Consider the following 23,553-nt stretch of genomic DNA (forward strand, 5'->3'; position numbering starts at 1 on the left):
CAGACGTTGACGCACGAAAAGGACTCCCGCCCATGGAATTGACCCAGGAATACACCGACCTCATCGCCACCGTGCGCGACTTCGCGCAATCGGTCGTCGCCCCGGTCTCGGCGAAACACGATGCCGAACACAGCTTCCCGTACGACGTGATCGCCCAGATGGGCAAGATGGGACTGTTCGGGCTGCCCTTCCCCGAGGAGGAGGGCGGCATGGGTGGCGACTACTTCGCGCTCGCGCTGGCGCTGGAGGAACTCGGCAAGATCGATCAGTCGGTGGCCATCACCCTCGAGGCCGGGGTCAGCCTGGGCGCCATGCCGATCCACAAGTACGGCACCCCGGAGCAGAAGGAACGGTGGCTTCCGGATCTGACCGCAGGCCGGGCGCTGGCCGGCTTCGGGCTCACCGAACCCGGCGCCGGATCGGATGCCGGTGCCACCGCCACCACCGCGCGTGATGACGGCGACTCGTGGATCATCAACGGCGCCAAGCAGTTCATCACCAACTCCGGCACCGAGATCACCTCGCTGGTCACCGTGACCGCCGTGACCGGTGTGAAAGACAACGGCCGCAAGGAGATCTCGACGATAGTAGTGCCGTCGGGCACGCCGGGTTTCGTCGCCGAGCCGGCCTACAACAAGGTCGGGTGGAATGCCTCCGACACCCATCCGCTGACCTTCACCGACGTCCGGGTCCCCAAGGAGAACCTCCTCGGCGAGCGGGGCCGTGGTTACGCGAACTTCCTGTCGATCCTCGACGAGGGACGGATCGCGATCGCCGCACTGGCCACCGGCGTCGCGCAGGGATGCGTCGACGAGAGCGTGAAATACGCCAAGGAGCGCCAGTCCTTCGGCAAACCGATCGGTGAGTACCAGTCGGTGTCGTTCGCGATCGCCCGGATGGAGGCGCGCGCCCACGTCGCACGCACCGCGTACTACGACGCGGCGGCAAAGATGTTGGCGGGCAAACCCTTCAAGAAGGAAGCCTCCATCGCCAAGATGATCGCCAGCGAAGCCGCGATGGACAATGCGCGCATGGCCACCCAGATCCACGGTGGGTACGGCTTCATGAACGAATATCCGGTCGCCCGCCATTACCGTGACTCGAAGATCCTCGAGATCGGGGAGGGCACCACCGAGGTCCAGCTCATGCTGATCGCCCGCGAGCTGGGATTCTCATGAGCGAGAATGCCGAAGCGACGTCGACGCCGGTCCGGGTGGTGCAGCGTGGACTGTGGTTCGAGGAGTTCGCCGAGGGTACGATCTACGAACATCGACCGGGCCGCACCGTGACCGAGGCCGACAACGTCCTGTTCACCACGTTGACGATGAACACCCAGGCGTTGCACCTCGACGCGGCGTGGTCGGCGACGCAACCCGGATTCGGTGGGCAGCGACTCATCAACTCGATGTTCACCCTCTCCACCATCGTCGGCTTGTCCGTCGCGCAGCTCACCCAGGGCACCCTGGTGGCCAACCTCGGTTTCTCCGAAGTCGCCTTTCCCGCACCGCTGTTCGCCGGCGACACGCTCTACGCCGAAACCGAGTGCACGGGTAAACGCGAGTCCAGGTCGCGGCCGGGAGAGGGAGTGGTGCACCTCACCCACATCGGCCGCAACCAGGACGGGGTGATCGTCGCGAGGGCGGCACGCGCGACACTGGTACGCAGGCGCCCGTCGGACTCGTCACCGACCTGAGGCCGAGAAGGGCGTCGAGAAATCCGTGCAGCGACGACGAAGGAGTCGAAGGAGATCATGACCTTGCCAGTGGCGGAATCGTTCGGAAATGCCTGGGCGCCCGCAGGACCTGCGATGCTGTTCTGTCCTGCGGACCGACCCGAGCGCTACCAGAAGGCCGCCGACCGCGCCGATGTGGTCATTCTCGATCTCGAGGACGCCGTCGCCCCGGAAAACCGGGTGGCCGCCCGCGAGGCATTGATCGCCCACCCCCTCGACCCCGATCGCACCGTGGTGCGGATCAATCCGGCAGGCACCGGTGACTACCGGCGCGACCTCGCCGCGCTCTCGGACACCAACTATCGGGTCGTCATGCAGGCCAAGGCGGAGACGGTGGAGTCGATCACCGAAACCGCGTTGCAGACCATCGCATTGATCGAGACCCCCACCGGGGTGGTGCGGGTCAACGACATCGCCGCCGGCGTCAACTGCATCGGATTGATGTGGGGCGCCGAGGATCTCGTGGCCGGGCTCGGCGGCAAATCCAGCAGGTTCGGCCCGGACGAGCCGCGCTCGGGCACCTATCGCGACGTGGCGCGTTATGCGCGGTCGGCGGTGCGACTCGCAGCGGCGGCCAACGGCAAGTTCGCCGTCGACTCCGTACACATCGACTTCCGTGACATCGACGGGCTTCGCGACGAGGTGACCGACGCCGTCGCACTCGGATACGCCGCCACCGCCTGCATCCATCCCTCCCAGGTCGACATCATCCGCGCCGGCTACTCGCCGAGCGACGAGGAACTCCAGTGGGCACGACGCGTCATCGATGGGGCCGCCGAATTCGGGGGCGGCGTGTTCAGCATCGACGGACAGATGATCGACGGCCCGGTGTTCCGCCAGGCCGAAGCCGTCCTCTCGCGTGCGGCCGCCTCGGAGGCATCGAGTACCGAGACTTCCCCCGCACCGACCACCTGAGTACCCGCCACATCGGAGGAAAGTGATCACCATGACCGAATCGGTTTCCACGCGAGACGACTCCGAGCTGAGTTATGCCCGGGGCGACGCCGCGCCGCCACTGCTGACCGAGACGATCGGGGCGACGCTGGCTCGCATCACCGAACGCCACGGTGACCGGATGGCCCTCATCGACGCCCCGACCGGCGCCCAGTGGACCTACGCCGAGTTCCGCCGTGACGTCCTCGCGCTCGCCGCCGGACTGTGCAGACTCGGCGTCGCCGCGGGTGATCGGGTCGGCCTGTGGTCGCCCAACCGTGCCGAATGGGTGCTGACCCAGTACGCGACCGCCGAGATCGGTGCGATCCTGGTCAATCTCAATCCCGCATATCGCCAACACGAGATCGAGTACGCACTCACGCAATCGGGCGCCAGTGTGGTGGTGGCGGCCGAACGGTACAAGGACTCCGACTACGCGGGCATGCTGGCCGCAGCACGTCCGGCCGCACCCGAGTTGCGCGAGGTCGTCTTGTTCGAGAGCCCGCAGTGGGCCGAGCTCACCGCGCAACCCACCCCAGACGAGCTCGTCGCGGTCGCCGATCGGGCCGCGGGGCTCACCGCCGACGACCCGATCAATATCCAGTACACCTCGGGGACAACGGGATTCCCGAAGGGTGCGACGCTCTCGCACCGCAACATCGGCAACAACGGATACCTGGTGGGTGAGCTCCTCGACTACAGCGCCGACGACCGGATCTGTATTCCGGTGCCGTTCTATCACTGCTTCGGCATGGTGATGGGCAACCTGGCCGCCACCAGTCACGGTGCGACGATGGTGATCCCGTCGCCGACCTTCGACCCGGAAGCCGCCCTGCGCGCGGTCGCCGACCACAAGTGCACGAGCCTCTACGGCGTGCCGACGATGTTCATCGCCGAACTCGCCCTACTCGATTCGGGTGCCGAGTTCGATCTGTCGACGCTGCGTACCGGCATCATGGCGGGTTCGCCGTGTCCGGAACACGTCATGCGCCAGGTGGTCGATCGCATGCACATGGGCCAGGTGTCGATCTGCTACGGCATGACCGAGACCTCACCGGTGTCGACGCAGACCCGCATGAACGATCCGTTGGAACTGCGCGTCGGCACCGTCGGTCGGGTCGGTCCGCATCTGGAGATCAAGGTGATCGACCCGGTCAGCGGAGAAACGTTGCGGCGCGGCGAGACCGGCGAATTCTGTACTCGCGGTTACAGCGTGATGAGTGGCTATTGGAATCAGCCGGACAAGTCGGCCGAGGTCCTCATCCCCGAACCGACCGATCCACAGGGCTCACCGTGGATGCGGACCGGTGATCTCGCGGTGATGGACCCCAACGGGTATGTCCGGATCACCGGGCGCATCAAGGACATGGTGATCCGCGGTGGGGAGAACATCTACCCCCGTGAGATCGAGGAATTCCTCTACACCCACCCCGACATCCTCGACGCGCAGGTCATCGGTGTCCCCGACGAGAAGTACGGCGAGGAACTGATGGCATGGATTCGGCTGCGCGACGGCGCATCCGAACTCACCGCCGACGACGTCCGCGAGTTCGCGACCGGCAAGATCGCCCGCCACAAGATCCCGCGCTTCGTCCACGTGGTCAAGGAGTTCCCGATGACGGTGACCGGTAAGGTCCGCAAGGTGCAGATGCGTGAGGAGTCCGTCGAGATCCTCGGAACGCTGCGATGACCGACGGCGTCGGGTCGGTGATCACCACCGACAAACGTTCGCAGATGGACGAATTCGTCGACGCGGTCTCGCGGCAGTACGGCATCGACGTGTCCGGTTACCCGGAGCTGTGGGCGTGGTCGACGAGCGAGCCGGCCGCTTTCTGGCGGTCGGTATGGGAGTTCTTCGAACTCTCCGAGATCGCGGGTCCGCTCGCAGAAGGTGACGCCGCGGTGCTGGCCTCGGTCGACATGCCCGGTGCGCGTTGGTTTCCCGACGTTCGGCTGAATTACGTCGATCAGGTGTTGCGGCACGCCCGCGCGGTCGAGGCCGGTGCGGCCACCGATCGCGCGGCCGTCGTCGGCATCGGTGAGAGCGGTGACCGTACGGCGATCGCGTGGTCGGAGTTGCCGCACATGGTCGGGGCGCTGGCGGCGACCATGGCCGATCTCGGCGTCGGTGTCGGGGATGTGGTGGCCGCGTATCTGCCCGACGTCCCCGAGGCGGTCATCGCGTTCCTCGCGACCGCGTCGCTCGGTGCGATCTGGTCGGGGTGCGGGCAGGACTACGCACCCGAGGGTGCCTCGGCCCGGCTCGGGCAGTTGCATCCCAAGGTGTTGTTCTCGGCCGGCGGATATCGCTACAACGGCAAGGACATCGACAAGACCACCGACAGTGCCGAGCTCGCCGCAGCCCTGCCCGAGCTCACCGGGCACATCGTCGTCGGCGGCACCGACCACCGCCCGGAATCGGGTCCACGTGTCCTGTCCTACGCGAGTGCCATCAGCAATTCGTCGACGGTGAACCCGGTGCCGGTGGCCTTCGATCATCCGCTGTGGGTGCTGTTCAGTTCCGGCACCACCGGTCGGCCCAAGGGCATCGTGCACGGCCACGGCGGGGTCGTCGTCGAACATCTCAAAGCCGCTGCGCTCCATGCCGATCTCGACGAGTCCGATGTGTTCTTCTGGCAGACGGCGCTGAGCTGGATGATGTGGAACTTCCAGATCGCCGGTCTGCTGTGCGGCTCGACGATCGTATGCTACAGCGGTTCTCCGCTGTATCCCGACGCGGATCGGTTGTGGCAGATCGTCGCCGCGGAGAAGGTGACCTACTTCGGTACCAGCCCCGGCCAGTTGCAGGCCTCCCGCAAGGCCGGGCTCGTACCCGGGCGCGATCATGATCTGTCGGCACTGCGGACCATCGGCAGCACCGGGTCGTCACTGGCCGGTGACCTGTTCGAGTGGATCGACGACAATGTGGCGCACGGACTCCCGGTGTCCTCGATCAGCGGTGGCACCGATGTGGTGACCGCCTTCGCCGGCGGCTCGGTCGGCGAGCCGGTGGTTCCGGGAGAGTTGTCGGTCCGTTATCTCGGTGTCGCGCTACAGAGTTGGGCGCCCGACTGCACGCCGGTGATCGACGAGGTGGGCGAGATGGTGATCACCACCCCGATGCCGTCGATGCCGGTCGGATTCTGGAACGACCCCGACGGATCACGGTATCGTGCCGCCTATTTCGAGCACGAATGGAGCTCGGTCGGGCCGACGACGCCGGTCTGGCGACACGGCGACTGGGTCACCGTCACCGACCGCGGATCGCTGATCATCCACGGCCGCAGCGACGCCACGTTGAACCGCCACGGCATCCGGATGGGATCGGCCGACATCTACGAGGTGGTCGAGAGCATCGACGAGATCGCCGAGGCGTTCGTCCTGGGCGTCGACGGCCCCGACGGCGCGTATTGGATGCCGCTGTTCGTCACCCTCGTCCCCGGAGCCGAACTCGGCGACGACCTGCGCACCCGGGTGGTCGCCGAGATCCGCTCCCGGCTCTCGCCGCGCCACGTGCCCGACGAGCTCATCGTCGCCCCGGCCATTCCGCACACCCGCACCGGCAAGAAACTCGAGGTGCCGGTCACCTCGGTCCTCGCCGGCCGGTCGGTCGACATCGATCCACGATCCGTCGACGACTACTCGCTGATCGCCTGGTACGAAGAGCAAGGAGCGAAACACGCCTGGTGACGGGGTTTCGTCGCCACCGAGCGGTGGTGACGTTCCGTTGGCGCCGACGCCCTTCGACCGATGGTCGCGGTTCCCGTGGCGCCGGTTCCTTTGGATCGATGGTCGAGGTGCGAGGAGCGATAGCGACGAGCCTCGAGACCCCTTGCGCCACAGCTGGTTCCGCCCCGCAGTCCGCATCACGCAACCCCGCCTGAACCCCGCCGACCCCGTCATTCATCCAACCGACGACCGGTCGCCCGGCACCTCGGCGTCATCCACAACCGGGCGTGGGACCCTGTGGCGCGTCCGCGCGATGTATTAGCGTGGTCGGGTGAGTGCGCTCGGGGCGCGACAACTGTGCGCGCCGGGGGAGACGCGACAAACACGTATTCGGTAGGAGAATCTCATGAGCTACCAGCCAGGAAGTGGCTACGGGCAGCAGCCCGAGTCCGGACAGACCCAGGGTCAGCAGGGGGTGGGCTATTCGCAGCCCGGCCAGGCATCCTCGCCGCAGGGCCATCCACAGCAGCCGACCTACGGTCAGGGCTACGGCCAGACCGCCGGCCAGCAGGGTTACGGTCAACAGGGCTACGGCCAGCAGGGCTACGGTGACCAGTCCGCCTACGGTCAGCAGGGCTACGGTCAGCAGTCGGGCTACGGCCAACAGGGCTATGGATCGGGCTACGGCCAGCAGGACTACGGGCAACAGGGCTACGGGCAACAGGGCTATGGCCAGCAGGACTACGGGCAGCAGGGATACGGCCAACAGGGCTATGGCCAGGCATACGGCCAGCCCGCCGCACCCAAGCAACCGTTCGCCGGCGTCCCGCCGATCGTGGCACCCGTCCTCGCGGCCACCATCGGTGTGCTCGCCGTCGTCCTGCTGTTCTGCGGGTTCGCGGCCGGTTACACCATCCAGGGAAACGTGGTCAACGACACGCAGAAGCTCTTCGCTTCCGATCTCAGTGCCGCCTACGTCCTGGTTGTGGCGACCGGATTCCTCGCGTTCACCGGGCTGATCAAGTCCTACCGGGTGGCACCGCTGGTCGCGGCCGGGGCGACCGCCGGCGTGCTGCTCACCATCATCATGTATTCCGGTGCCGATCTGGACGAGTCCAGCAACTACTCGCTCGGCCACGGTGCCGGCGCGATCATCCTGCTGGTGCTCTCGATCCTGATCTTCCTGATCGCCATCGGTTGGTTGCTCCTCGATCTCGGTGTCGTCAAGACCGCCGCCGCACCCGAAACCGGTACCGCGGCGCAGGCCACCGACCCCGCGGCCGCCTCGGCGCAGGCCACCACCGCATACGGCTACGGCGCCTCCACTCCGGGGGTCACCTCGCAGGCACAGGGCACCGCCTCCCAGCCGGGCGCGACCGCGGTGATCCCGGGCGCGACCCAGGCCACGACCGCCTACCCGACCGCGGGCACCGCATCGTCGGGTGCCCCGGCCATCACCGCCCAACCGTCGGGCGCCCAACCGTCGGGCGCCCAGCCGACCGCAGCGCCGAGCTATGACCCGTCGTCGTATGCCGGATACGGGCAGGGGGCGCACGCCGCTCCGTCGGCCGGCGCGGCTCCCGGGGCGACCGCGGCGATTCCGCAGGCCGGATCCGAGGCGGTCTCCGGCTCCGAGAGCACCTCGATCTTCCAGAAGCCGGAGCCCCCGCAGGCCAACAGCTGACTTCAGCAGCTCTCTCGCGCAGACGTAGCAGAAGGTTCGCCCTGAGCGTTACCTTCTGCTACGTCTTCGCGCAGAGCGTGCGTTTGATCGCTTTCTGACTCGACTGCGGCGCGTCTGCGACACCTCACACGCCCCACGTGCCACGCTCGAACCAATGCCCACGCTGAGAACAGTTGCCTCCGCCGACAACCTCGCGACCCGACTTCGCGACGCTCGGCAGGCCCGTCGCGCCCATCATGACCGCCCTGAACGTGGCCCGCGCGAGCTGATCCTGATCGCGTTCGCCGTACCGGTCGTCTCGGTCCTCGTCACCCTGGTCATCGTGTTCGCGGTGCTGATGATGGCCGGTAGCGGACTGTCGGGAATCGGAACGGCCGTCGCCACCTGTTGGCTCGCCATCAACCAGGTCCCCCTCAGCATCGCCGGGGTGAGCATCGGCATCCTCCCGATGCTGCCGACCCTGCTCGTCGCCGGCGGAACCGCAGCGGTGGTGGCGTCGAGTTGCCGGTCCCGTCACACCCTCTCCGAGTACGTGGCGGTCGGCGCGTCGGCCGTCGCCGGTGCGCTGCTGATGACGGCCATCGCACTCGCCGTCGTCATGGACGGCTCATCGGTGCTGCCCATCCAGAGCCCCAACGCCCTCGAGGCGTTCGGCCTCACCCTCGTCGTGCAAGGTCTCGCCGCCACCGCCGGGGTCGTTCTCGGACGGAGCGAGCTGGTCACCAGCCGCCTCAGCGCCGCCGACCGCCGCGGCATCCGCTACGGATTCGTGGCCGTGCTCGCGCTGTTCGCCGCAGGTGGCCTGCTGATCGTGCTGCGGTTGATCCTGAGATTCGACGCGCTGCGCGATCTCGTCTCCGGCGGCTACGACTTCGACGGCTACCTGGGACTCACCCTGCTGTCGGTGTTGTACCTGCCCAACCTGATCATCGGAGCGGCCGCCGTCCTCGTCGGTTCCGAGGCGCACGTCGGCGGAGCGTCCGTCGACCTCTTCGCCGCCCGCGGCGGATCGGTGCCCGCTCTGCCGGCACTGGCCGTCCTGCCCGACCACACGGTGTGGTGGGCGGTGTGGGGTCTGCTCGTTCCGCTCGTGATCGCCGGTGTCGTGGCCTGGCGTTGCCGCACCTCCGACCCACTGCGGTACGCGCGCTCGATCGGCATGGCTGCCGCGGTCGCCGCGACAACCATGGTGGTGTTCGGCTGGCTGGCCGGCGGCACCCTCGGGGAGATCGGCGCCGCGGGTATCACGCTGGTCACCGCCGGCGTGTACACGCTGGGGTGGATCGGGTTGTCGGGACTGGTGATCGGCCTCGTCCTCAACTTCCTGCCGGCACTGCGCTCCCGCACATCAGCAGCGGCCGGGCGTGATGCCGATGACGGCGATTGGCTCGATGCCGTCGACGCAGACGACGACGCGACAGATGAGTACACCGACGAATATCTGGCCGACGAGTATTCGGCTGACGGCGAGTTGGCCGAGGGCGACTTCGATGACGGGTACGAGGACGTCGATGACGGCTACGCCGCCGACGGTGAATACGCGGGCGCCGACCTCGCCGAGGGTGAGTACTCCGGCCCCGACGTCGAGGACGGTGATCTCGATGGCGCCGACCCCGATGATGCAGCAGACACCGACCCGGCAGACAACGACCCGGCAGACAACGACCCGGCAGACAACGGCGGCGACGTCGACGCGACGCCCACAGCACGCCCGCACCGGACCCGGGCAGCCCGGATCGACCCCGACGACCTCGACGATCCCTGGACGTACGACGACGCGGATACCGTGACCCGTACGAAACGCTGATCGTCGCTTCCGGCGCGCCTTTGCGACGTGACCGAACGCGGTGGCGGTTGCCGCCCCGACGCCGTCGGTCGGTGACCGGCCCACTAGGCTCGCACGTGTGACTGGCGCTCTCCCCGACACCCCGACCGCCGATCGTGTGGCGATCGTCGTGATGGCGTCGGGGACCGGATCGCTGCTCGAGGCCCTGCTCTCTCGCGCGGCAGAACCGGACGCCCCGTTTGTGGTCGCGGCCATCGCCGTCGACCGGGAGTGCCGCGCCGGCGAGATCGCGGCGCGTGCGGGCATTCCGCTCGTCATGTGCAGGATGGCCGGGTATGCCGACCGTGGCGAGTGGGACGCGGCGCTGACCGCGCAGGTCGCCGAATTCGCCCCGGAGTGGATCGTGACCGCCGGATTCATGAAAATCCTTGGTCCCCAATTCCTTCGACGCTTCGGTGGTCGGATCGTGAACTCGCATCCCGCGCTGCTGCCGGCGTTTCCGGGTGCGCACGGCGTAGCCGACGCCCTCGACTACGGGGTCAAGATCACCGGCACGACGGTGCACCTGGTCGACGAGGGCGTCGACACCGGTCCCGTGCTCGCCCAGGTCCCGGTCGTCGTCGAGGACGGCGACACCGCGGAGTCCCTGCACGCACGTATCAAATCGGTGGAGCGTGTGCTGCTCGCCGACGTGGTGACGGATCTCGTCACCCGAGGAGTTGTCATCGACGGACGAAAGGCCCACATTCCGTGAACGCACCCAGCACCGACGCCTCCCGCCGCCCCATTCGCCGGGCTCTGGTCAGCGTCTACGACAAGAGCGGGCTGGCGGATCTGGCGACCGCACTCCACGGCGCCGGCGTGGAGATCGTGTCCACCGGGTCGACCGCGAAGACCATCGCCGCACAAGGTGTCCCGGTGATCGAGGTGTCGGAGGTGACCGGCTTCCCCGAGTGCCTCGACGGCCGGGTCAAGACGCTGCACCCCAAGGTGCACGCCGGTATCCTCGCCGACACCCGTAAACCCTCGCACGTCGATCAGTTGACCGAATTGGGGGTTGCGGCTTTTGATCTCGTCGTGGTGAACCTCTACCCGTTCACCGATACCGTCGCCTCCGGCGCGGGCCCGGACGAGTGCATCGAGCAGATCGACATCGGCGGTCCGTCGATGGTGCGTGGCGCGGCCAAGAACCATCCCAGCGTGGCCGTCGTCGTCGACCCCTACGATTACGACGCCGTGCGTGCTGCCGTGACCGACGGCGGGTTCTCGTTGCGGCAGCGACAAGAACTGGCAGCCAAGGCTTTCCGGCACACCGCCGACTACGACGTGGCGGTGGCCTCGTGGATGTCGAGCGTGGTGGCCCCGCCTGCGTCGACCGCTCAGGGTGAACACGAGCCCACCGGAACCGGATTTCCCGAGTGGGCCGGCGCCACATGGGCGCGTTCGGCGGTGCTGCGATACGGCGAGAATCCTCATCAGGCCGCGGCCCTGTACCTGTCGACCGCCGACCACGAGGGCCTGGCCTCGGCAGAACAGCTGCACGGCAAGGAGATGAGCTACAACAACTACACCGACTCCGATGCGGCGTGGCGCAGTGCGCACGACTTCGACGCGCCGGCCGTGGCGATCATCAAGCACGCCAACCCGTGTGGCATCGCGGTCGGCGCCGACATCGGCGAAGCGCACCGTAAAGCACACGCCTGCGACCCGGTCAGCGCCTACGGCGGGGTGATCGCCGCCAATCGCGAGATCACCGTCGAGATGGCCGAACAGGTCGCCGAGATCTTCACCGAGGTGCTCATCGCCCCGGGATTCGCCGATGGCGCGTTGTCGGTGTTGCAGCGCAAGAAGAACATTCGCATCCTGCGCGCCGTCCCGCCCAAGCGCGGCGGAATCGAGACGCGGCCCATCTCCGGTGGCCTGCTGATGCAGGACCGCGACGTCCTCGACGCCGCCGGCGACAACCCGGCCGGCTGGACGCTGGCGGCCGGCGTCCCGGCCGACGAGGACACCCTGCGCGATCTCGAATTCGCCTGGCGTGCCTGCCGTTCGGTGAAGTCCAACGCGATCCTGCTGGCCAAGGACGGCGCCTCGGTGGGCGTCGGCATGGGTCAGGTCAACCGGGTGGATTCGGCGCACCTCGCCGTCACCCGCGCCGGTGAGCGGGCGGCCGGCAGCGCGGCCGCTTCCGACGCGTTCTTCCCGTTCCCCGACGGCCTGCAGGTCCTCATCGCCGGTGGCGTGAGCGCCGTGGTGCAGCCGGGGGGATCGATCCGCGACAACGAGGTCATCGAGGCCGCCAATGAGGCCGGCATCACCTTGTACCTGACTGGTGCACGGCATTTCGCGCACTGACATGACGCCCGGTCGGCGCCAGATCTCGTCGACCGGGCGCAGTTTTTCGTCGACCGGGCGCTCTATCGCGTCGACCGGGCGCTTCATCGCGTCGAGTGTGCGCCGCGACCGATGAGCATCCTCGACTATCTCCTGCTCGTCGTTGCCGGATTCGGGGCAGGACTCATCGGCTACGTCACCGGCCTGGCCTCCGTCGTCAGCTATCCGGCACTCCTGGCGGTGGGCCTGCCGCCGATCGCGGCGAACGTCACCAACACCGTCGCACTGGTGTCGGTCGGGATCGGCAGCCTCGGTCAGTCCGGGCGCATCCTGCTCGACGGTGACCGCCGACGCCTCGTCGGCGGGGGTGTGGCCGCGCTGATCGGCGGCTCCATCGGCGCGGTCGTCCTGCTGCTCGCGCCCGCCGACAGCTTCAAGGTCACGGTGCCCTACCTCGTGGCCATCGCATCGATCGCGCTGCTCCTGCAACCCCGGCTGCGCGACCTGGCAGCCCACCACGTCGACCGGCCCTGGATCTGGTACGTCGGCTTGGCGGTTGTCTCGATCTACGGCGGCTACTTCGGTGCCGGCGCCGGAATCATGCTGCTGGCACTGGCACTCATCTTCACCAGCGAATCACTCTGGCGGGCAACGCTGTTGAAATCGCTGTTCCTCGGGATCGCCAACCTCGTGGCGGCACTGCTGTTCGCCGTCTCGGGTCCGGTGCACTGGACGGCGGCGCTGGCCATGGCGATCGGTTGCCTCGCCGGTGGCTGGTGTGGGCCGCCGACCGTCAAACGTCTACCGGCGGCGCCGTTGCGGGTCGCCGTCGGGATCGCCGGACTCGGTCTGGCGGTGTGGCTGGGCGTCGACGGATGATCTCGCCGGCGCGCGTGTGGCACACCGCCTCGACGTGGGTACGCCTCACACTCCTGCCGTACTGGCGCGAACCGTGCTGGCACGAACCGTACTGCGACGCACCGCCGCCCGGACATCGGCGTCCGAATCCTCGGCGGCACGTTCGAGAATCGCCCGCACGTCGGGGTCGTCGGCCCAGAGCGACAGGGTCAGGGCCGCGGCTCTGCGGACGTCGTGATGCACGTCGTCGAGCGCGCCGGACAACGCCGCAACGGTCGACTCAGTACGTGCCACGGCCAACCCGCGCGCGGCGCCGACACGGACCTGCCAGGCGCTGTCGCGCAATGCCGCAACCAGCGGCGGCCCGTCGATCTCGGTGTCGCCGAGGTGTGCCATCGCGGCCAGCGCGGCAGCGCGCACCAGCGGATCCCGGTCGCTTGCCAGGACGCGGATGGCTCCGCCACCTACCCCGTTGCCGCCGACCCCGTTGCCGCCGACCCCGTTGCCGCCGACCCCGCTGCCGCCGGCCCCGATGGTGGCGAGCCCCTCGGCGACCGCGATACGGACCTCTCGGTTGTCGTCGACGACTGCCTCGGCGATGGGGGCGGCCGCGTCCAGCGACACCAGGGCGCCGATGGCCTCGATCCGGACGCGGTGGTCGGCGTCGGAGAGAGCGTGGGTGAACAGGTCGCGATCACCGGAACGCAACGCGCGCAACAGGTCGACGACGGTGGAGCGCACCACGGGATCGGCCGAGCCGACGTGGTCGCGTAGCGCGCCGAGTAATTCCGGCGTGGGTTCGAGGATTTCGACGAGTTCCCGTAGCCCGTGTGCGGCGGCGGCGCGGACGTCGGTCGACCCGTCGGCGAGCGCCGCGACGAGCGCGGTGTCGAACGCCTCGGGTGTGGTCTCGCCGAGCACCGAGATCGCGGTGCGGCGCACGGTCGCGTCGTCATCGTCGAGGTAGGTGTCGAGGTCGGCGGCGTGCGCGGGGGACAGAGCCAGGAGTTGAGCGATGCGCGGTGAGGCCGCGGCCGGCGGTGGCGATACCGGTGGACGCACCGGACTGTCGACTCCCCGATATCCCGGTCCGCTGACGATCGGGGGCTCTTCGATGGCGATCACCGACCGGTCCGTCGGCGGAATGTGGTCGAGGCCCTCGACCCCGACGAGGTAGGGCTCGACGGGGCGGCCCACGAACTCCATTGTGCCGTCGGCCGATTTGCGGTGATTGAGGTGATAGCCCCACGTGTCGTCGCGTCGGTCGGGCAGGTCGGCGCGTTGGTGGTAGAGGCCCCAACGACTTTCGGTGCGCGTGAGGGAACTGCGGGCCGCGAACTCGGCACAGTCACGGATGAACGACACCTCGGCACACCGCATCAGCTCGTGCGGCGTGCGTGCACCCATCTGCTCGATGTCGGCGCGCATGCGCTCGAAGGTCTCGATGGCGATGGCCAGTTTGTTCGACGTCTTCGGCGGCGCCACATAGTCGTTGACGAAGCGTCGGAGCTTGTACTCCACCTGGGGTTGCGGTGGCCCGTCGGGGTTGCGCAACGGGCGGTAGATCAGTTCGTGGGCTGCGGCGAGCTGGTCGGACGGCAGGTCGGCGGGCATCGGTAGCTCCCGTGCGGTCTCGGCGGCATGCGTGCCGGTGAGCTCGCCGTAGACGAAGGCGCCGATCATGTAGTTGTGCGGCACGCACGCCAGGTCCCCGGCCGCGTACAAGCCGTCGACGGTGGTGCGGCCGTTCTCGTCGACCCACACGCCAGACGCCGAATGTCCACTGCACAAACCGATCTCGGAGATGTGCATCTCGATGTCGTGGGTGCGGTAGTCGTGTCCGCGATTGCGGTGAAAGGTACCGCGGGTGGGGCGTTCGGTGGTGTGCAGGATCGATTCGAGTGCGCCGAGGGTCTCCTCCGGCAGGTGACTGACCTTGAGGTAGATGGGGCCACGCGCCGAGTCGATCTCGTTGCTCACCTCCGCCATCATCTCGCCCGACCAGTAGTCGGAGTCGACGAAGCGCTCGCCGGCGGCATTGACCTGGTAGCCGCCGAACGGGTTGGCCACGTACGCACACGCCGGCCCGTTGTAGTCCTTGATCAGTGGATTGATCTGAAAGCACTCGATGCCGCTGAGCTCGGCTCCGGCATGATAGGCCATCGAGTAGCCGTCACCGGCGTTGGTCGGATTCTCGTACGTGCCATACAGATAGCCGGAGGCGGGAAGGCCGAGCCGACCGCACGGTCCGGTCGCGAGGATCACGGTCTTGGCCGCGATCTCCACGAATTCGCCGGTGCGCGTGTGCAATGCGGCGGCGCCCACGGCCCGTCCGTCGTCGGTGAGCACGCGTACCGGCATCAACCGGTTCTCGATCGTGATCCGCTCGCGCATCTCACGTTTGCGCAGTACCCGGTAGAGGGCCTTCTTGACGTCCTTGCCCTCCGGCATCGGCAACACATACGACCCGGAGCGGTGCACCCGCCGCACCGCGTACTCGCCGTACTCGTCCTTCTCGAATTTCACCCCGTACCGCTCGAGGCGTCCGATCATCGCGAAACCCCTTGTGGCCGTCTGATAGACGGTCTTCTGATTGACGATGCCGTCATTGGCGCGGGTGATCTCGGCGACGTAGTCCTCCGGTGTGGCCTTGCCGGGGATGACGGCGTTGTTGACGCCGTCCATCCCCATCGCGAGGGCGCCGGAATGACGGACATGTGCCTTGTCGAGCAGCAGCACCGACGCGCCGTGCTCGGCGGCGGTCAGCGCTGCCATGGTTCCGGCGGTGCCGCCGCCGATCACCAGCACGTCACAGTCGCGCCGGGTGCGATCGGCGAGGTCGGGAATCTCCATGGGCTCCATCGGTTCTCCGGAGGTCGAGGATGATGCGGGCGAGTGCACGCGGCGCTCAGAACAGCAGATACGGCATGTTGACGGTGACCGCTCCGGTGGGACACCGCACGGCACACGGCCCGCAGTACCAGCATTCGTCGACGTGCATGTACGCCTTGCCCGAGTCGGGATTGATCGCGAGCGAGTCGAGGGGGCAGACCTCCACACACAGGGTGCAGCCCTCGATGCACAGGGATTCGTCGATGGTGACCGGCACGTCGGCGCGGAAGGTGACCTGGCTCATCGGATTTGGGCTCATGGGGGTTGGGCTCATGGGAGTTGCTCGTTTCGGTAGGCGGTACTGCGCAGAAAGACCCGGTCACTGCGCAGGCGGATGTACTCGAGATCGACGGGCCGGTCGTCGGCGGCGAGGTGGGTGAGTCGTTCGAGGAGAAGAAGTGAACTCCCGGAGGCGATTTCGAGATGTGCGGCCGAGTGGGGGTCGGCGTCGACGGCCTCGACGGTCATGTCGGCGCGGCCGAGCCGGCCCCCGGCGACCTCCTCGAGCACGGTGAAGACATCCTGGGATTCGAGGTCGTGGTCGAGCACCGCGATTCCGAGATCGGGTACCAGGTAGGTGATGTCGAGGCTGATCGGCTCGTCGTCGAGGTATCGCAGACGCTCGATGTAGACGGCCTGGGCGTCGTCGAGACGCAGGCGGCGCGCGACGAGCCGCGGCGGATCGGCGAGTGTGGCGATCTTGACGACGTTGCGGACCGCGCCGTGTCGGCGAAAGGTCTCCTGCAGGCCCAGCAGCGCGTCGAGGCCGTGGTCGAGTTTGCGTGCCACGACGTGCGTTCCGACGCGAGGCGACCGACGGATCAGTCCCTCATCGGTGAGCGCGGCCAGGGCCGCACGAATGGTGTTGCGGGAGACGTTGAACTCGTCGATCAGCGCGCGCTCGTCCAGCGCCTCATCGATGGCGCCGTCGTGAATCGCTCGCCGAAGGACGTCGGCGACGACGCGGGCGTTGTCGGCGCGGACGCGACCGGGTGGCGCCGGGCGTCCTGGGAACGGTGGTTCGGACTGCATGAGTACAGACGATAACCGCTGTTCAGGGGGCCCGAGAGGTCTGTGACGTGCGGTGGGGCGGGCGTTCGCAATGCGCCACCGCAGTGGTCGTTGCGCACGGGTTCACCAGCGTCGTCGGTGCCGGGGAACGCTATTGCGCCACCATCGAGGGCGTTGTGGGGTTGAACTCATCGCGCGCCGAATGTCCGTCGTCGGCGAGGTTCGCCTGCTGTGCACGGCGGCAATGTGGAACTTCAGGATCGGCATCGCGGCCGGGATTAGACCATGGTGTCGATGGTCGGACAACTCCCTCGCCACTTCTCCTCAGCGTGAGGGAATCTCTCGCCGTGCTCTCGGGCGGCGATTACACAATGCTGATGACCTTGTTCGTGGACATCACCCCGCAGGAGCAGGGCGGGGAACCCGAGATCGGGCGACGCGCCGGCCGATCTCGGTGGAAAGCGGTGGGGCTGCACGTCGGCCTGCCGCTGTTGTCGTTGGTCCTGTTTCTGGTGCTGTGGCAGGTCGTCGCGGTCAGTGGCGTGTGGAGCGAGGTTTTCGTTCCCCGGCTCGGCACCGTGTGGCACGCCTTCGTCGAGATGTCGACGACCCACGACGGTTCGATTGGATACGCGGGCTACTACTGGTGGGAGCACCTGTACATGACCCTGCGGCGAGTATTCGTCGGCGTGGTGGTCGGCGTCGGCGTCGGGGTCGCACTCGGGCTGGTGATGGGCTCGGTCCCGGTGATCCGGCGAGTACTCGAGCCGTGGCTGACCTTCTTGCGTGCCCTTCCGCCGTTGGCGTACTTCTTCCTGCTCGTCATCTGGCTGGGAATCGACGAGGCGCCCAAGATCACGCTGCTGGCATTGGCGGCCCTACCGCCCGCGGCGGTCGCCACGACAGCGGCCGTCGGCGCGGCACCGGTCGCACTCGTCGAGGCGGCTCGTGCGCTCGGAGCCTCCCGCCGTGACGTGTTGCGCGACGTCATCATCCCCGCGTCTCTGCCTGAGACCTTCACCGGCATACGGCTCTCGGTGGGCATTGCCTATTCGTCGGTGGTCGCCGCAGAACTGTTCAACGGCATCCCCGGCATCGGCGGTGTCGTCAAGGACGCAAGCAATTACAACAACACCCCTGTGGTGCTCGTCGGTATCGCTCTGATCGGGTTCTCCGGTCTGATCATCGACGGTGTCCTGCGGGTCATCGAGCACCGTGCGGTGCCCTGGCGTGGAAAGGCCTGACCTCACATGACAACCCATCGTCGACGACCGCTGCGCGCGGTACCGATCCTGCTCGCGACATTGGTCGCAGCCCTCCTGATGGCGACGGGCTGCTCGGTCGACCGCTCCGGTCAGGACTCCGGTAAACCCACCATTCGTATTGCCTACCAGTCATTCCCGAGTGGTGACCTGATCGTCAAGAACAATCGCTGGCTCGAGGACGCCCTGCCGGACTACAACATCAAGTGGACCAAGTTCGACTCCGGCGCCGACATCAACACCGCGTTCATCGCCAAGCAGATCGACTTCGGCGCCATCGGATCGAGTCCGGTCGCGCGCGGACTCTCGGCACCACTGAACATCCCGTATCAGGTGGCATTCGTCCTCGACGTCGCCGGCGACAACGAGGCACTCGTGGCCCGCAACGGCACCGGCATCAACACCGTCGCCGATCTGCGCGGCAAACGGGTCGCCACGGCGTTCGCGTCGACGGCGCACTACAGCCTGCTCGCGGCGTTGGCGCAGGCCGGGGTGAACCCCGCCGACGTCGACATCATCGACCTGCAGCCGCAGGCATCGTTGGCCGCGTGGCAGCGCGGTGACGTCGACGCCGTCTACACCTGGCTCCCCACTCTCGACGAGCTCCGCAAGACCGGCAAGACACTCATCGCCAGCCGGCAACTGGCCACCGCCGGAAAGCCGACCCTCGACCTCGGTGTCGTGGCAACCCAATTCGCCAAGGACAACCCCTCGGTTGTCGACACCTGGCGCAAGGTGCAGGCCCGCGCTCTCGCGCTGATCCACGACGATCCGCAGGCGGCAGCGAAGGCCGTTGCGGCGCAGCTGGGTACCACGCCCACCGATGCCGCCAACCAACTCAAGCAGGGAACCTTCCTGACCGCTGCCGAGCTGACCTCACCGACCTGGCTGGGCGTCGACGGACAACCGGGCAATCTCGCCGAGAACCTGCACAGCGCAGCGGAATTCCTCGCCGCGCAACAGCAGATCCCGAGCGCTCCCCCGTTGTCGACCTTCCAGCAGGCCATCTACACGAAGGGGCTACCCGGTGTCCTCTCCGCGCAATGACGCCGTCGTCGAACACGGCCCTGCGGTGTCGACTCCGAATTCGGAGTCGTCGGCGGCAATCACGCTGAGCAAGGTGGTGCAGACCTATGGCAGCAAGGCCGACCGGGTCACGGCGGTGGGACCGGTTGATCTGCGCGTCGATCCGGGTGAGTTCCTCGTTCTGGTCGGCGCCTCGGGGTGCGGCAAGTCCACCCTGCTGAGGTTGATCGCCGGATTCGAGACCCCGACCTCCGGCCGGGTCACGGTGGCCGGGGAGTCCCCGACGCCCGGGGTCGGCGCCGGGGTGGTGTTCCAACAACCGCGGCTGTTCCCGTGGCGCACGGTCGGTGGCAATGTCGACCTCGCGCTGCGTTATGCCGGAGTGCCGAAGGCGCAGCGCAGAACCCGACGCGACGAGCTGTTGCGCCGGGTCGGGCTGGGGGACACCGCAGATCGGCGGATCTGGGAGATCTCCGGAGGACAACAGCAGCGGGTCGCCATCGCCCGCGCGTTGGCCGGGGAGTCGTCGTTGCTGTTGCTCGACGAGCCGTTCGCCGCGCTCGACGCTCTCACCCGCGAAACGCTGCAGGAGGACCTCCGGGCGGTGAGCGCCGACCTCGGCCGGACCAACGTTTTCGTCACCCATAGCGCGGACGAGGCGGCCTTCCTCGGTTCGCGCATCGTGGTCCTGACAGCGCGGCCGGGTCGGGTCGCCCTCGACATCACCTCGCCGATCCCACGACTCGGTGTCAGCCCCGAGGAGATCCGCGATTCCCCGGAGTACACGGTGTTACGCGCGCAGGTCGCCGCGGCGGTCAAGGAGGCCGCGGTGGCCGGGGCCGCGCCGGCGTGACCGACCGGGACCGGTGCCGGGGGTGATCGAGCGATGCGCCGGTGCGCTCGTACTCATGGAGGTTGTCCTCACCGAGGTTGTACTCACCGTGCGGCAAACCCTGGGTGAACCCGCCGGCGCCGACTACACAGGTGACATGACCGGAACCGTCACCGCCCGCCTCGTCGGCCACTCGATGAGCTTCTCGGACGGTTCGCACCATGGTTCCCCGCCGGTGGTACTCGGACCCCGCATCTCACTCCACGATCCGAGTAGGAACACCACCGATGACTCTCTCCACTTCCGGCCCCGCCACGCCTGAGCACGCCCTTTCCACGCCCGCCCTTTCCACGCCCGCACGGTCCACTCCCGTCCCGGCGGGTACCGTCGCCTCCGGCGTCGAATTCGACATCGACGAGTTCGGTCCCCATTTCGGGGCCGAGATCGGTGGTGTCGACGTCGCGTCGGCCACCGACGACGAGGTGCGCGCCATCCGCGCTGCCCTCATCGATTACAAGGTGATCGTGCTGCGCGGTCAGGACCTCGACGACGCCGCCCACATCGAATTCGGCCGGCGACTCGGCGACCTCACCACCGGGCATCCCGTCTGGAACAGCGGCGACGTGCCCGCCGAGGTCTACTCGCTCGACAGCACCGACAACGGTTTCGCCGACGTCTGGCACACCGACGTCACCTTCATGCCGCGCCCACCCATGGGATCGATCCTGCGCCCGGTGGTGTTGCCGCGCAACGGCGGTGACACCAACTGGGCCGACGCCGAGCTGGCCTACCGGTCGCTGTCGGAGCCGATCCGCGAACTCGTCGACAAGCTGTCGGCGGTCCACGACGGCAGCCGTGAGTTCGGTTACTACCTCAAGCAGCGGCGCGGCGGACGCGGAAACGTCTGGGACGGAAAGGAAGTCACCGACCTTCCGCCCGTGACCCATCCGGTGGTGCGCGTGCATCCCGAGACCGGGCGCAAGTCGTTGTTCGTCAACCCCGGCTTCACCTCACATATCGAGGGCGTCTCCGATGCCGAGAGCCGCGGCATCCTCGACCTGCTGTACGCGCACCTGACCAAGCCCGAACACATCGTCCGCCACCGGTGGCGCCTGGGTGATCTTGTCCTCTGGGACAATCGGAACACCCTGCACTACGCCAACCGTGACTATGGCGACAATCGCCGTGTGATGCACCGCATCACGCTGCGCGGAGACGAGCCGATCGGACCGCGACAGCCCTAGCCGCCGCTGGTCTGGATCGTTCCTTCGAACGCGAACGGCGTTGCGGCCGGCGCGCATCCGTGGAAGCTGCCGGTGGGCATCGGGCCGTTGACGCCGACCATCGACTGCCCTCCGTTGACGCCCTTGCGCACCGAGATCTGGATCGCGGCAGCATCTTTTACAGCGGCCGGGAGCCCGAAGGGGCGGATGTCGCTGATCGGATAGATCAGCGAGGCGGCGTTGCCGTCGACGCTGATGCAGGTCACCGGACCGCGAACCTGGATCGGGGTGGGATTCATGCCGTCGAGCAGGGTCGCGGTGTAGGTACCGGTGGTTGCGCCGGCGGTGCGCGATCCCTGGGCGTCGATCCGCAACACCCGAATCGTCGGGGTCAGATGCAGGTCGCCCTGGATCGACAACGACGCGGGCGCTGCCGGGGTGTCGGCGAGTGCGGGTGCGCCGACCGCGAGGGTTGCCGCCAACGCCATGGCCGATGCCAGCGGCACACGTGTTCTTGCTGTGGTCTTCATGATGATGCCCTCTCACTCTTTGGTGCGTCTCACCTCTGCCGCGGCGCCTGCTTCACCTCGTACCCCCTGGCCCGACGGTGCGCCGGCGTTCCTGTGTGGACGCTGAAATCCGAGGTCGACAGCGTCGCGGCGTACACAGCGCCGCGACACTCGGGCAGATATTCAACCGATGGGTTGACAACGGCAACGGAGGGGCGCATGCTCGTATTCAACCGAAAGGTTGTGGAAAGGGAAAGGACTCCGGTGTCCGACGAGTTGTCCAAGATCTTTGCGGCGCTGGCCGATCCGACCCGGCGCGACATGGTGGCCCGGCTCGCGGTGGGCGACGCGACGGTCAGCCAGCTCGCCGAACCCTATGACGTCAGCATCCAGGCGGTGTCCAAGCATCTGAAGGTGCTCGCCGACGCCGGGCTGGTGACCCGAACCCGTGAGGCACAGACGCGCCCGGTGCATTTGGAAGCAGAGGTGTTCGACCTCATGACCAAGTGGATCGAGCGGTACCGCCGACGTGCGGAGGAGCGCTATATGCGCCTCGACGCCGTGCTGGCGGAGATGAACGACGGTCCGGCGGCAACCGCCGGCGGCACCGACAAACCCCGGAACAGCAACCCGAAGAGAATCAACACCGACACGAAAGGGCAGGCATCATGACCACCAGCACCCGTTATCCCGAAGCCGCGATCGAGGCGGACCCCAAGGTCCCCGTCATCCGGATCACCCGTGACTTCCGTGGTACCCCTGCGCAATTGATGAAGGCGCACATCGATCCCGACCTCTTCGTGCGCTGGGTCGGCCCCGACGCGATCTCCAGCCGCATCATCGAGTGGGATGCTCGCGACGGTGGCAGTTGGCGGTACGTCTCCACCCACGACGGCCAGGAATTCGGCTTCCGCGGCTGCTTCCACACCATCGCAGACGACAAGATCGTGCAGACCTTCACCTTCGAGGGGATGCCCGACCAGGTGTCGCTGGAGACCCTGTGGTTCGAGGATCTCGGCGACGGCCGCACCCGGTTGCATGCCCAATCCCTGTGTGACAGCTTCGAAGCGCGCGATGGCTGGCTCGCCTCCGGCATGGAGGTCGGCGTGAACGAGGGCTATGCCGGCCTCGACCGCATGCTCGATGCCGGTGAGCTGTGAGCAGGGGGCTCGCCGAACTCTCCGCCTCGGACCGCCACCGCGACGTGGCTGCGGGGTTCGCCGAACACGTTGCGGCGGTGAAGGACTGGGACGCGCCGACGCCGGTGGACGGGTGGGTGACCCGAGACGTGGTGGCGCACCTCGTCGACTGGTTTGCGGCGTTCCTGGCTGCCGGCGACGTCGAATTGCCCGCGGGTCCACAGGTCGCCGACGATCCCGCAGCGGCATGGGATGCCCGGCGTGCGGCGGTACAGCAGCTCCTCGACGGCCCCGACGCGGAGGCGACCTTCACCCACCCGATGGTCGGGGAGTTGCGCCTGGCCGACGCGATCGACCGGTTCTACACCACCGACATCTTTCTGCACACCTGGGATCTGGCCACCGCCGCCGGTCGGGATCCGCAGCTGGACACCGACTTCGCCGCCCAGGTCTATTCGGGCATGCAGGGCATCGAGGACATGCTCCGGTCCTCGGGACAGTACGGTCCGGCGATGCCGGTACCCGCCGACGCCGACCCCGTCACCCGGCTCGCGGGCTTCATCGGACGCGACCCGGCCTGGCGGCCAATCGGGTGAAACCGACACGGCATCCCCGGCGAATACGACATTCTCTCAACTCCCGCAAAGGAACCAGTTGCCTCAC

General features: G+C 67.6%; 22 protein-coding genes. 18 read left to right on the top strand and 4 right to left on the bottom strand.

What is annotated here, in order from left to right:
* The first annotated feature begins 32 nt into the window (after positions 1 to 32).
* The 10 genes from AC5ZH6_RS06550 to AC5ZH6_RS06595 all read left to right on the top strand — a co-directional run bounded on the left by AC5ZH6_RS06550 (position 33) and on the right by AC5ZH6_RS06595 (position 13,017).
* On the top strand, positions 33 to 1,178 hold the full coding sequence (locus AC5ZH6_RS06550) for an acyl-CoA dehydrogenase family protein (protein WP_496168695.1): 1,146 nt from the start codon (positions 33 to 35) through the stop codon (positions 1,176 to 1,178).
* Complete coding sequence (locus AC5ZH6_RS06555) at positions 1,175 to 1,693, top strand: MaoC family dehydratase (protein WP_014359146.1); 519 nt, start codon at positions 1,175 to 1,177, stop codon at positions 1,691 to 1,693. Before AC5ZH6_RS06550 ends, AC5ZH6_RS06555 begins: the two co-directional genes overlap by 4 nt.
* Before the next feature lie 57 nt (positions 1,694 to 1,750).
* Positions 1,751 to 2,647 (top strand): HpcH/HpaI aldolase/citrate lyase family protein, encoded by an 897-nt coding sequence (locus tag AC5ZH6_RS06560; protein ID WP_020172135.1) that lies wholly within the window; start codon positions 1,751 to 1,753, stop codon positions 2,645 to 2,647.
* Positions 2,648 to 2,678: 31 nt separating this feature from the next.
* The gene (locus tag AC5ZH6_RS06565; protein WP_026920306.1) at positions 2,679 to 4,355 is read left to right on the top strand and encodes an AMP-binding protein; all 1,677 of its coding nucleotides are present in this window, start codon (positions 2,679 to 2,681) and stop codon (positions 4,353 to 4,355) included.
* Positions 4,352 to 6,355, top strand: coding sequence for an acetoacetate--CoA ligase (locus AC5ZH6_RS06570; RefSeq protein ID WP_020172133.1), 2,004 nt, complete (start codon positions 4,352 to 4,354; stop codon positions 6,353 to 6,355). Before AC5ZH6_RS06565 ends, AC5ZH6_RS06570 begins: the two co-directional genes overlap by 4 nt.
* Positions 6,356 to 6,740: 385 nt before the next feature.
* The gene (locus AC5ZH6_RS06575; protein WP_496168697.1) at positions 6,741 to 8,018 is read left to right on the top strand and encodes a DUF5336 domain-containing protein; all 1,278 of its coding nucleotides are present in this window, start codon (positions 6,741 to 6,743) and stop codon (positions 8,016 to 8,018) included.
* Positions 8,019 to 8,172: 154 nt separating this feature from the next.
* Entirely contained in the window at positions 8,173 to 9,825 is a 1,653-nt protein-coding gene (locus AC5ZH6_RS06580) for a cell division protein PerM (protein ID WP_020172131.1), read from the top strand.
* Positions 9,826 to 9,976: 151 nt separating this feature from the next.
* Positions 9,977 to 10,558, top strand: coding sequence for a phosphoribosylglycinamide formyltransferase (gene purN / locus AC5ZH6_RS06585; protein ID WP_043457014.1), 582 nt, complete (start codon positions 9,977 to 9,979; stop codon positions 10,556 to 10,558).
* Complete coding sequence (gene purH, locus AC5ZH6_RS06590) at positions 10,555 to 12,159, top strand: bifunctional phosphoribosylaminoimidazolecarboxamide formyltransferase/IMP cyclohydrolase (RefSeq protein WP_020172130.1); 1,605 nt, start codon at positions 10,555 to 10,557, stop codon at positions 12,157 to 12,159. Before purN ends, purH begins: the two co-directional genes overlap by 4 nt.
* Positions 12,160 to 12,270: 111 nt before the next feature.
* Positions 12,271 to 13,017 (top strand): sulfite exporter TauE/SafE family protein, encoded by a 747-nt coding sequence (locus AC5ZH6_RS06595; RefSeq protein WP_020172129.1) that lies wholly within the window; start codon positions 12,271 to 12,273, stop codon positions 13,015 to 13,017.
* Positions 13,018 to 13,062: 45 nt separating this feature from the next.
* Here AC5ZH6_RS06595 and AC5ZH6_RS06600 read toward each other — a convergent pair whose 3' ends face one another.
* The 3 genes from AC5ZH6_RS06600 to AC5ZH6_RS06610 are packed head-to-tail and all read right to left on the bottom strand — an operon-like array spanning position 13,063 to position 16,920.
* Entirely contained in the window at positions 13,063 to 15,849 is a 2,787-nt protein-coding gene (locus AC5ZH6_RS06600) for a fumarate reductase/succinate dehydrogenase flavoprotein subunit (protein ID WP_496168699.1), read from the bottom strand.
* Positions 15,850 to 15,904: 55 nt separating this feature from the next.
* Positions 15,905 to 16,132 (bottom strand): 4Fe-4S dicluster domain-containing protein, encoded by a 228-nt coding sequence (locus AC5ZH6_RS06605; RefSeq protein ID WP_496169184.1) that lies wholly within the window; start codon positions 16,130 to 16,132, stop codon positions 15,905 to 15,907.
* Positions 16,133 to 16,158: 26 nt separating this feature from the next.
* The gene (locus AC5ZH6_RS06610) at positions 16,159 to 16,920 is read right to left on the bottom strand and encodes a GntR family transcriptional regulator (RefSeq protein WP_496168700.1); all 762 of its coding nucleotides are present in this window, start codon (positions 16,918 to 16,920) and stop codon (positions 16,159 to 16,161) included.
* A 356-nt stretch (positions 16,921 to 17,276) separates the two neighbouring features.
* Between AC5ZH6_RS06610 and AC5ZH6_RS06615 the strand changes: the two genes are divergently transcribed.
* The 5 genes from AC5ZH6_RS06615 to AC5ZH6_RS06635 are packed head-to-tail and all read left to right on the top strand — an operon-like array spanning position 17,277 to position 21,263.
* A complete protein-coding gene (locus tag AC5ZH6_RS06615) occupies positions 17,277 to 18,143 on the top strand; it encodes an ABC transporter permease (RefSeq protein ID WP_496168702.1) in 867 nt (288 codons plus the stop codon).
* A gap of 6 nt (positions 18,144 to 18,149) precedes the next feature.
* A complete protein-coding gene (locus AC5ZH6_RS06620; protein ID WP_265077599.1) occupies positions 18,150 to 19,208 on the top strand; it encodes a taurine ABC transporter substrate-binding protein in 1,059 nt (352 codons plus the stop codon).
* Positions 19,189 to 20,040: an ABC transporter ATP-binding protein gene (locus AC5ZH6_RS06625; protein ID WP_496168703.1), complete on the top strand. Its 852-nt coding sequence runs from the start codon at positions 19,189 to 19,191 to the stop codon at positions 20,038 to 20,040. Before AC5ZH6_RS06620 ends, AC5ZH6_RS06625 begins: the two co-directional genes overlap by 20 nt.
* 22 nt (positions 20,041 to 20,062) lie before the next feature.
* Positions 20,063 to 20,341, top strand: a complete 279-nt coding sequence (locus tag AC5ZH6_RS06630) for a hypothetical protein (RefSeq protein WP_496168705.1) — start codon at positions 20,063 to 20,065, stop codon at positions 20,339 to 20,341.
* Positions 20,307 to 21,263, top strand: a complete 957-nt coding sequence (locus AC5ZH6_RS06635) for a TauD/TfdA dioxygenase family protein (protein WP_496168706.1) — start codon at positions 20,307 to 20,309, stop codon at positions 21,261 to 21,263. The genes AC5ZH6_RS06630 and AC5ZH6_RS06635 overlap by 35 nt, the downstream gene beginning before the upstream one ends.
* On the opposite strand, the gene AC5ZH6_RS06640 is transcribed toward AC5ZH6_RS06635, so the two are convergent.
* A complete protein-coding gene (locus AC5ZH6_RS06640; protein WP_094602410.1) occupies positions 21,260 to 21,772 on the bottom strand; it encodes a hypothetical protein in 513 nt (170 codons plus the stop codon). The two genes, AC5ZH6_RS06635 and AC5ZH6_RS06640, sit on opposite strands and share 4 nt — an antisense overlap.
* A gap of 243 nt (positions 21,773 to 22,015) precedes the next feature.
* On the opposite strand from AC5ZH6_RS06640, the gene AC5ZH6_RS06645 reads away from it, so the two are divergent.
* Genes AC5ZH6_RS06645 through AC5ZH6_RS06655 form a run of 3 tightly spaced genes read left to right on the top strand, consistent with a single transcriptional unit; the run spans position 22,016 to position 23,486 of the window.
* Positions 22,016 to 22,423: an ArsR/SmtB family transcription factor gene (locus AC5ZH6_RS06645; RefSeq protein WP_014359163.1), complete on the top strand. Its 408-nt coding sequence runs from the start codon at positions 22,016 to 22,018 to the stop codon at positions 22,421 to 22,423.
* Positions 22,417 to 22,911: an SRPBCC family protein gene (locus AC5ZH6_RS06650; protein WP_211545429.1), complete on the top strand. Its 495-nt coding sequence runs from the start codon at positions 22,417 to 22,419 to the stop codon at positions 22,909 to 22,911. The genes AC5ZH6_RS06645 and AC5ZH6_RS06650 overlap by 7 nt, the downstream gene beginning before the upstream one ends.
* The gene (locus tag AC5ZH6_RS06655; RefSeq protein ID WP_094602413.1) at positions 22,908 to 23,486 is read left to right on the top strand and encodes a TIGR03086 family metal-binding protein; all 579 of its coding nucleotides are present in this window, start codon (positions 22,908 to 22,910) and stop codon (positions 23,484 to 23,486) included. The genes AC5ZH6_RS06650 and AC5ZH6_RS06655 overlap by 4 nt, the downstream gene beginning before the upstream one ends.
* Positions 23,487 to 23,553: the final 67 nt, after the last annotated feature.

Source organism: Gordonia sp. YC-XJ4 (genome assembly GCF_059511865.1).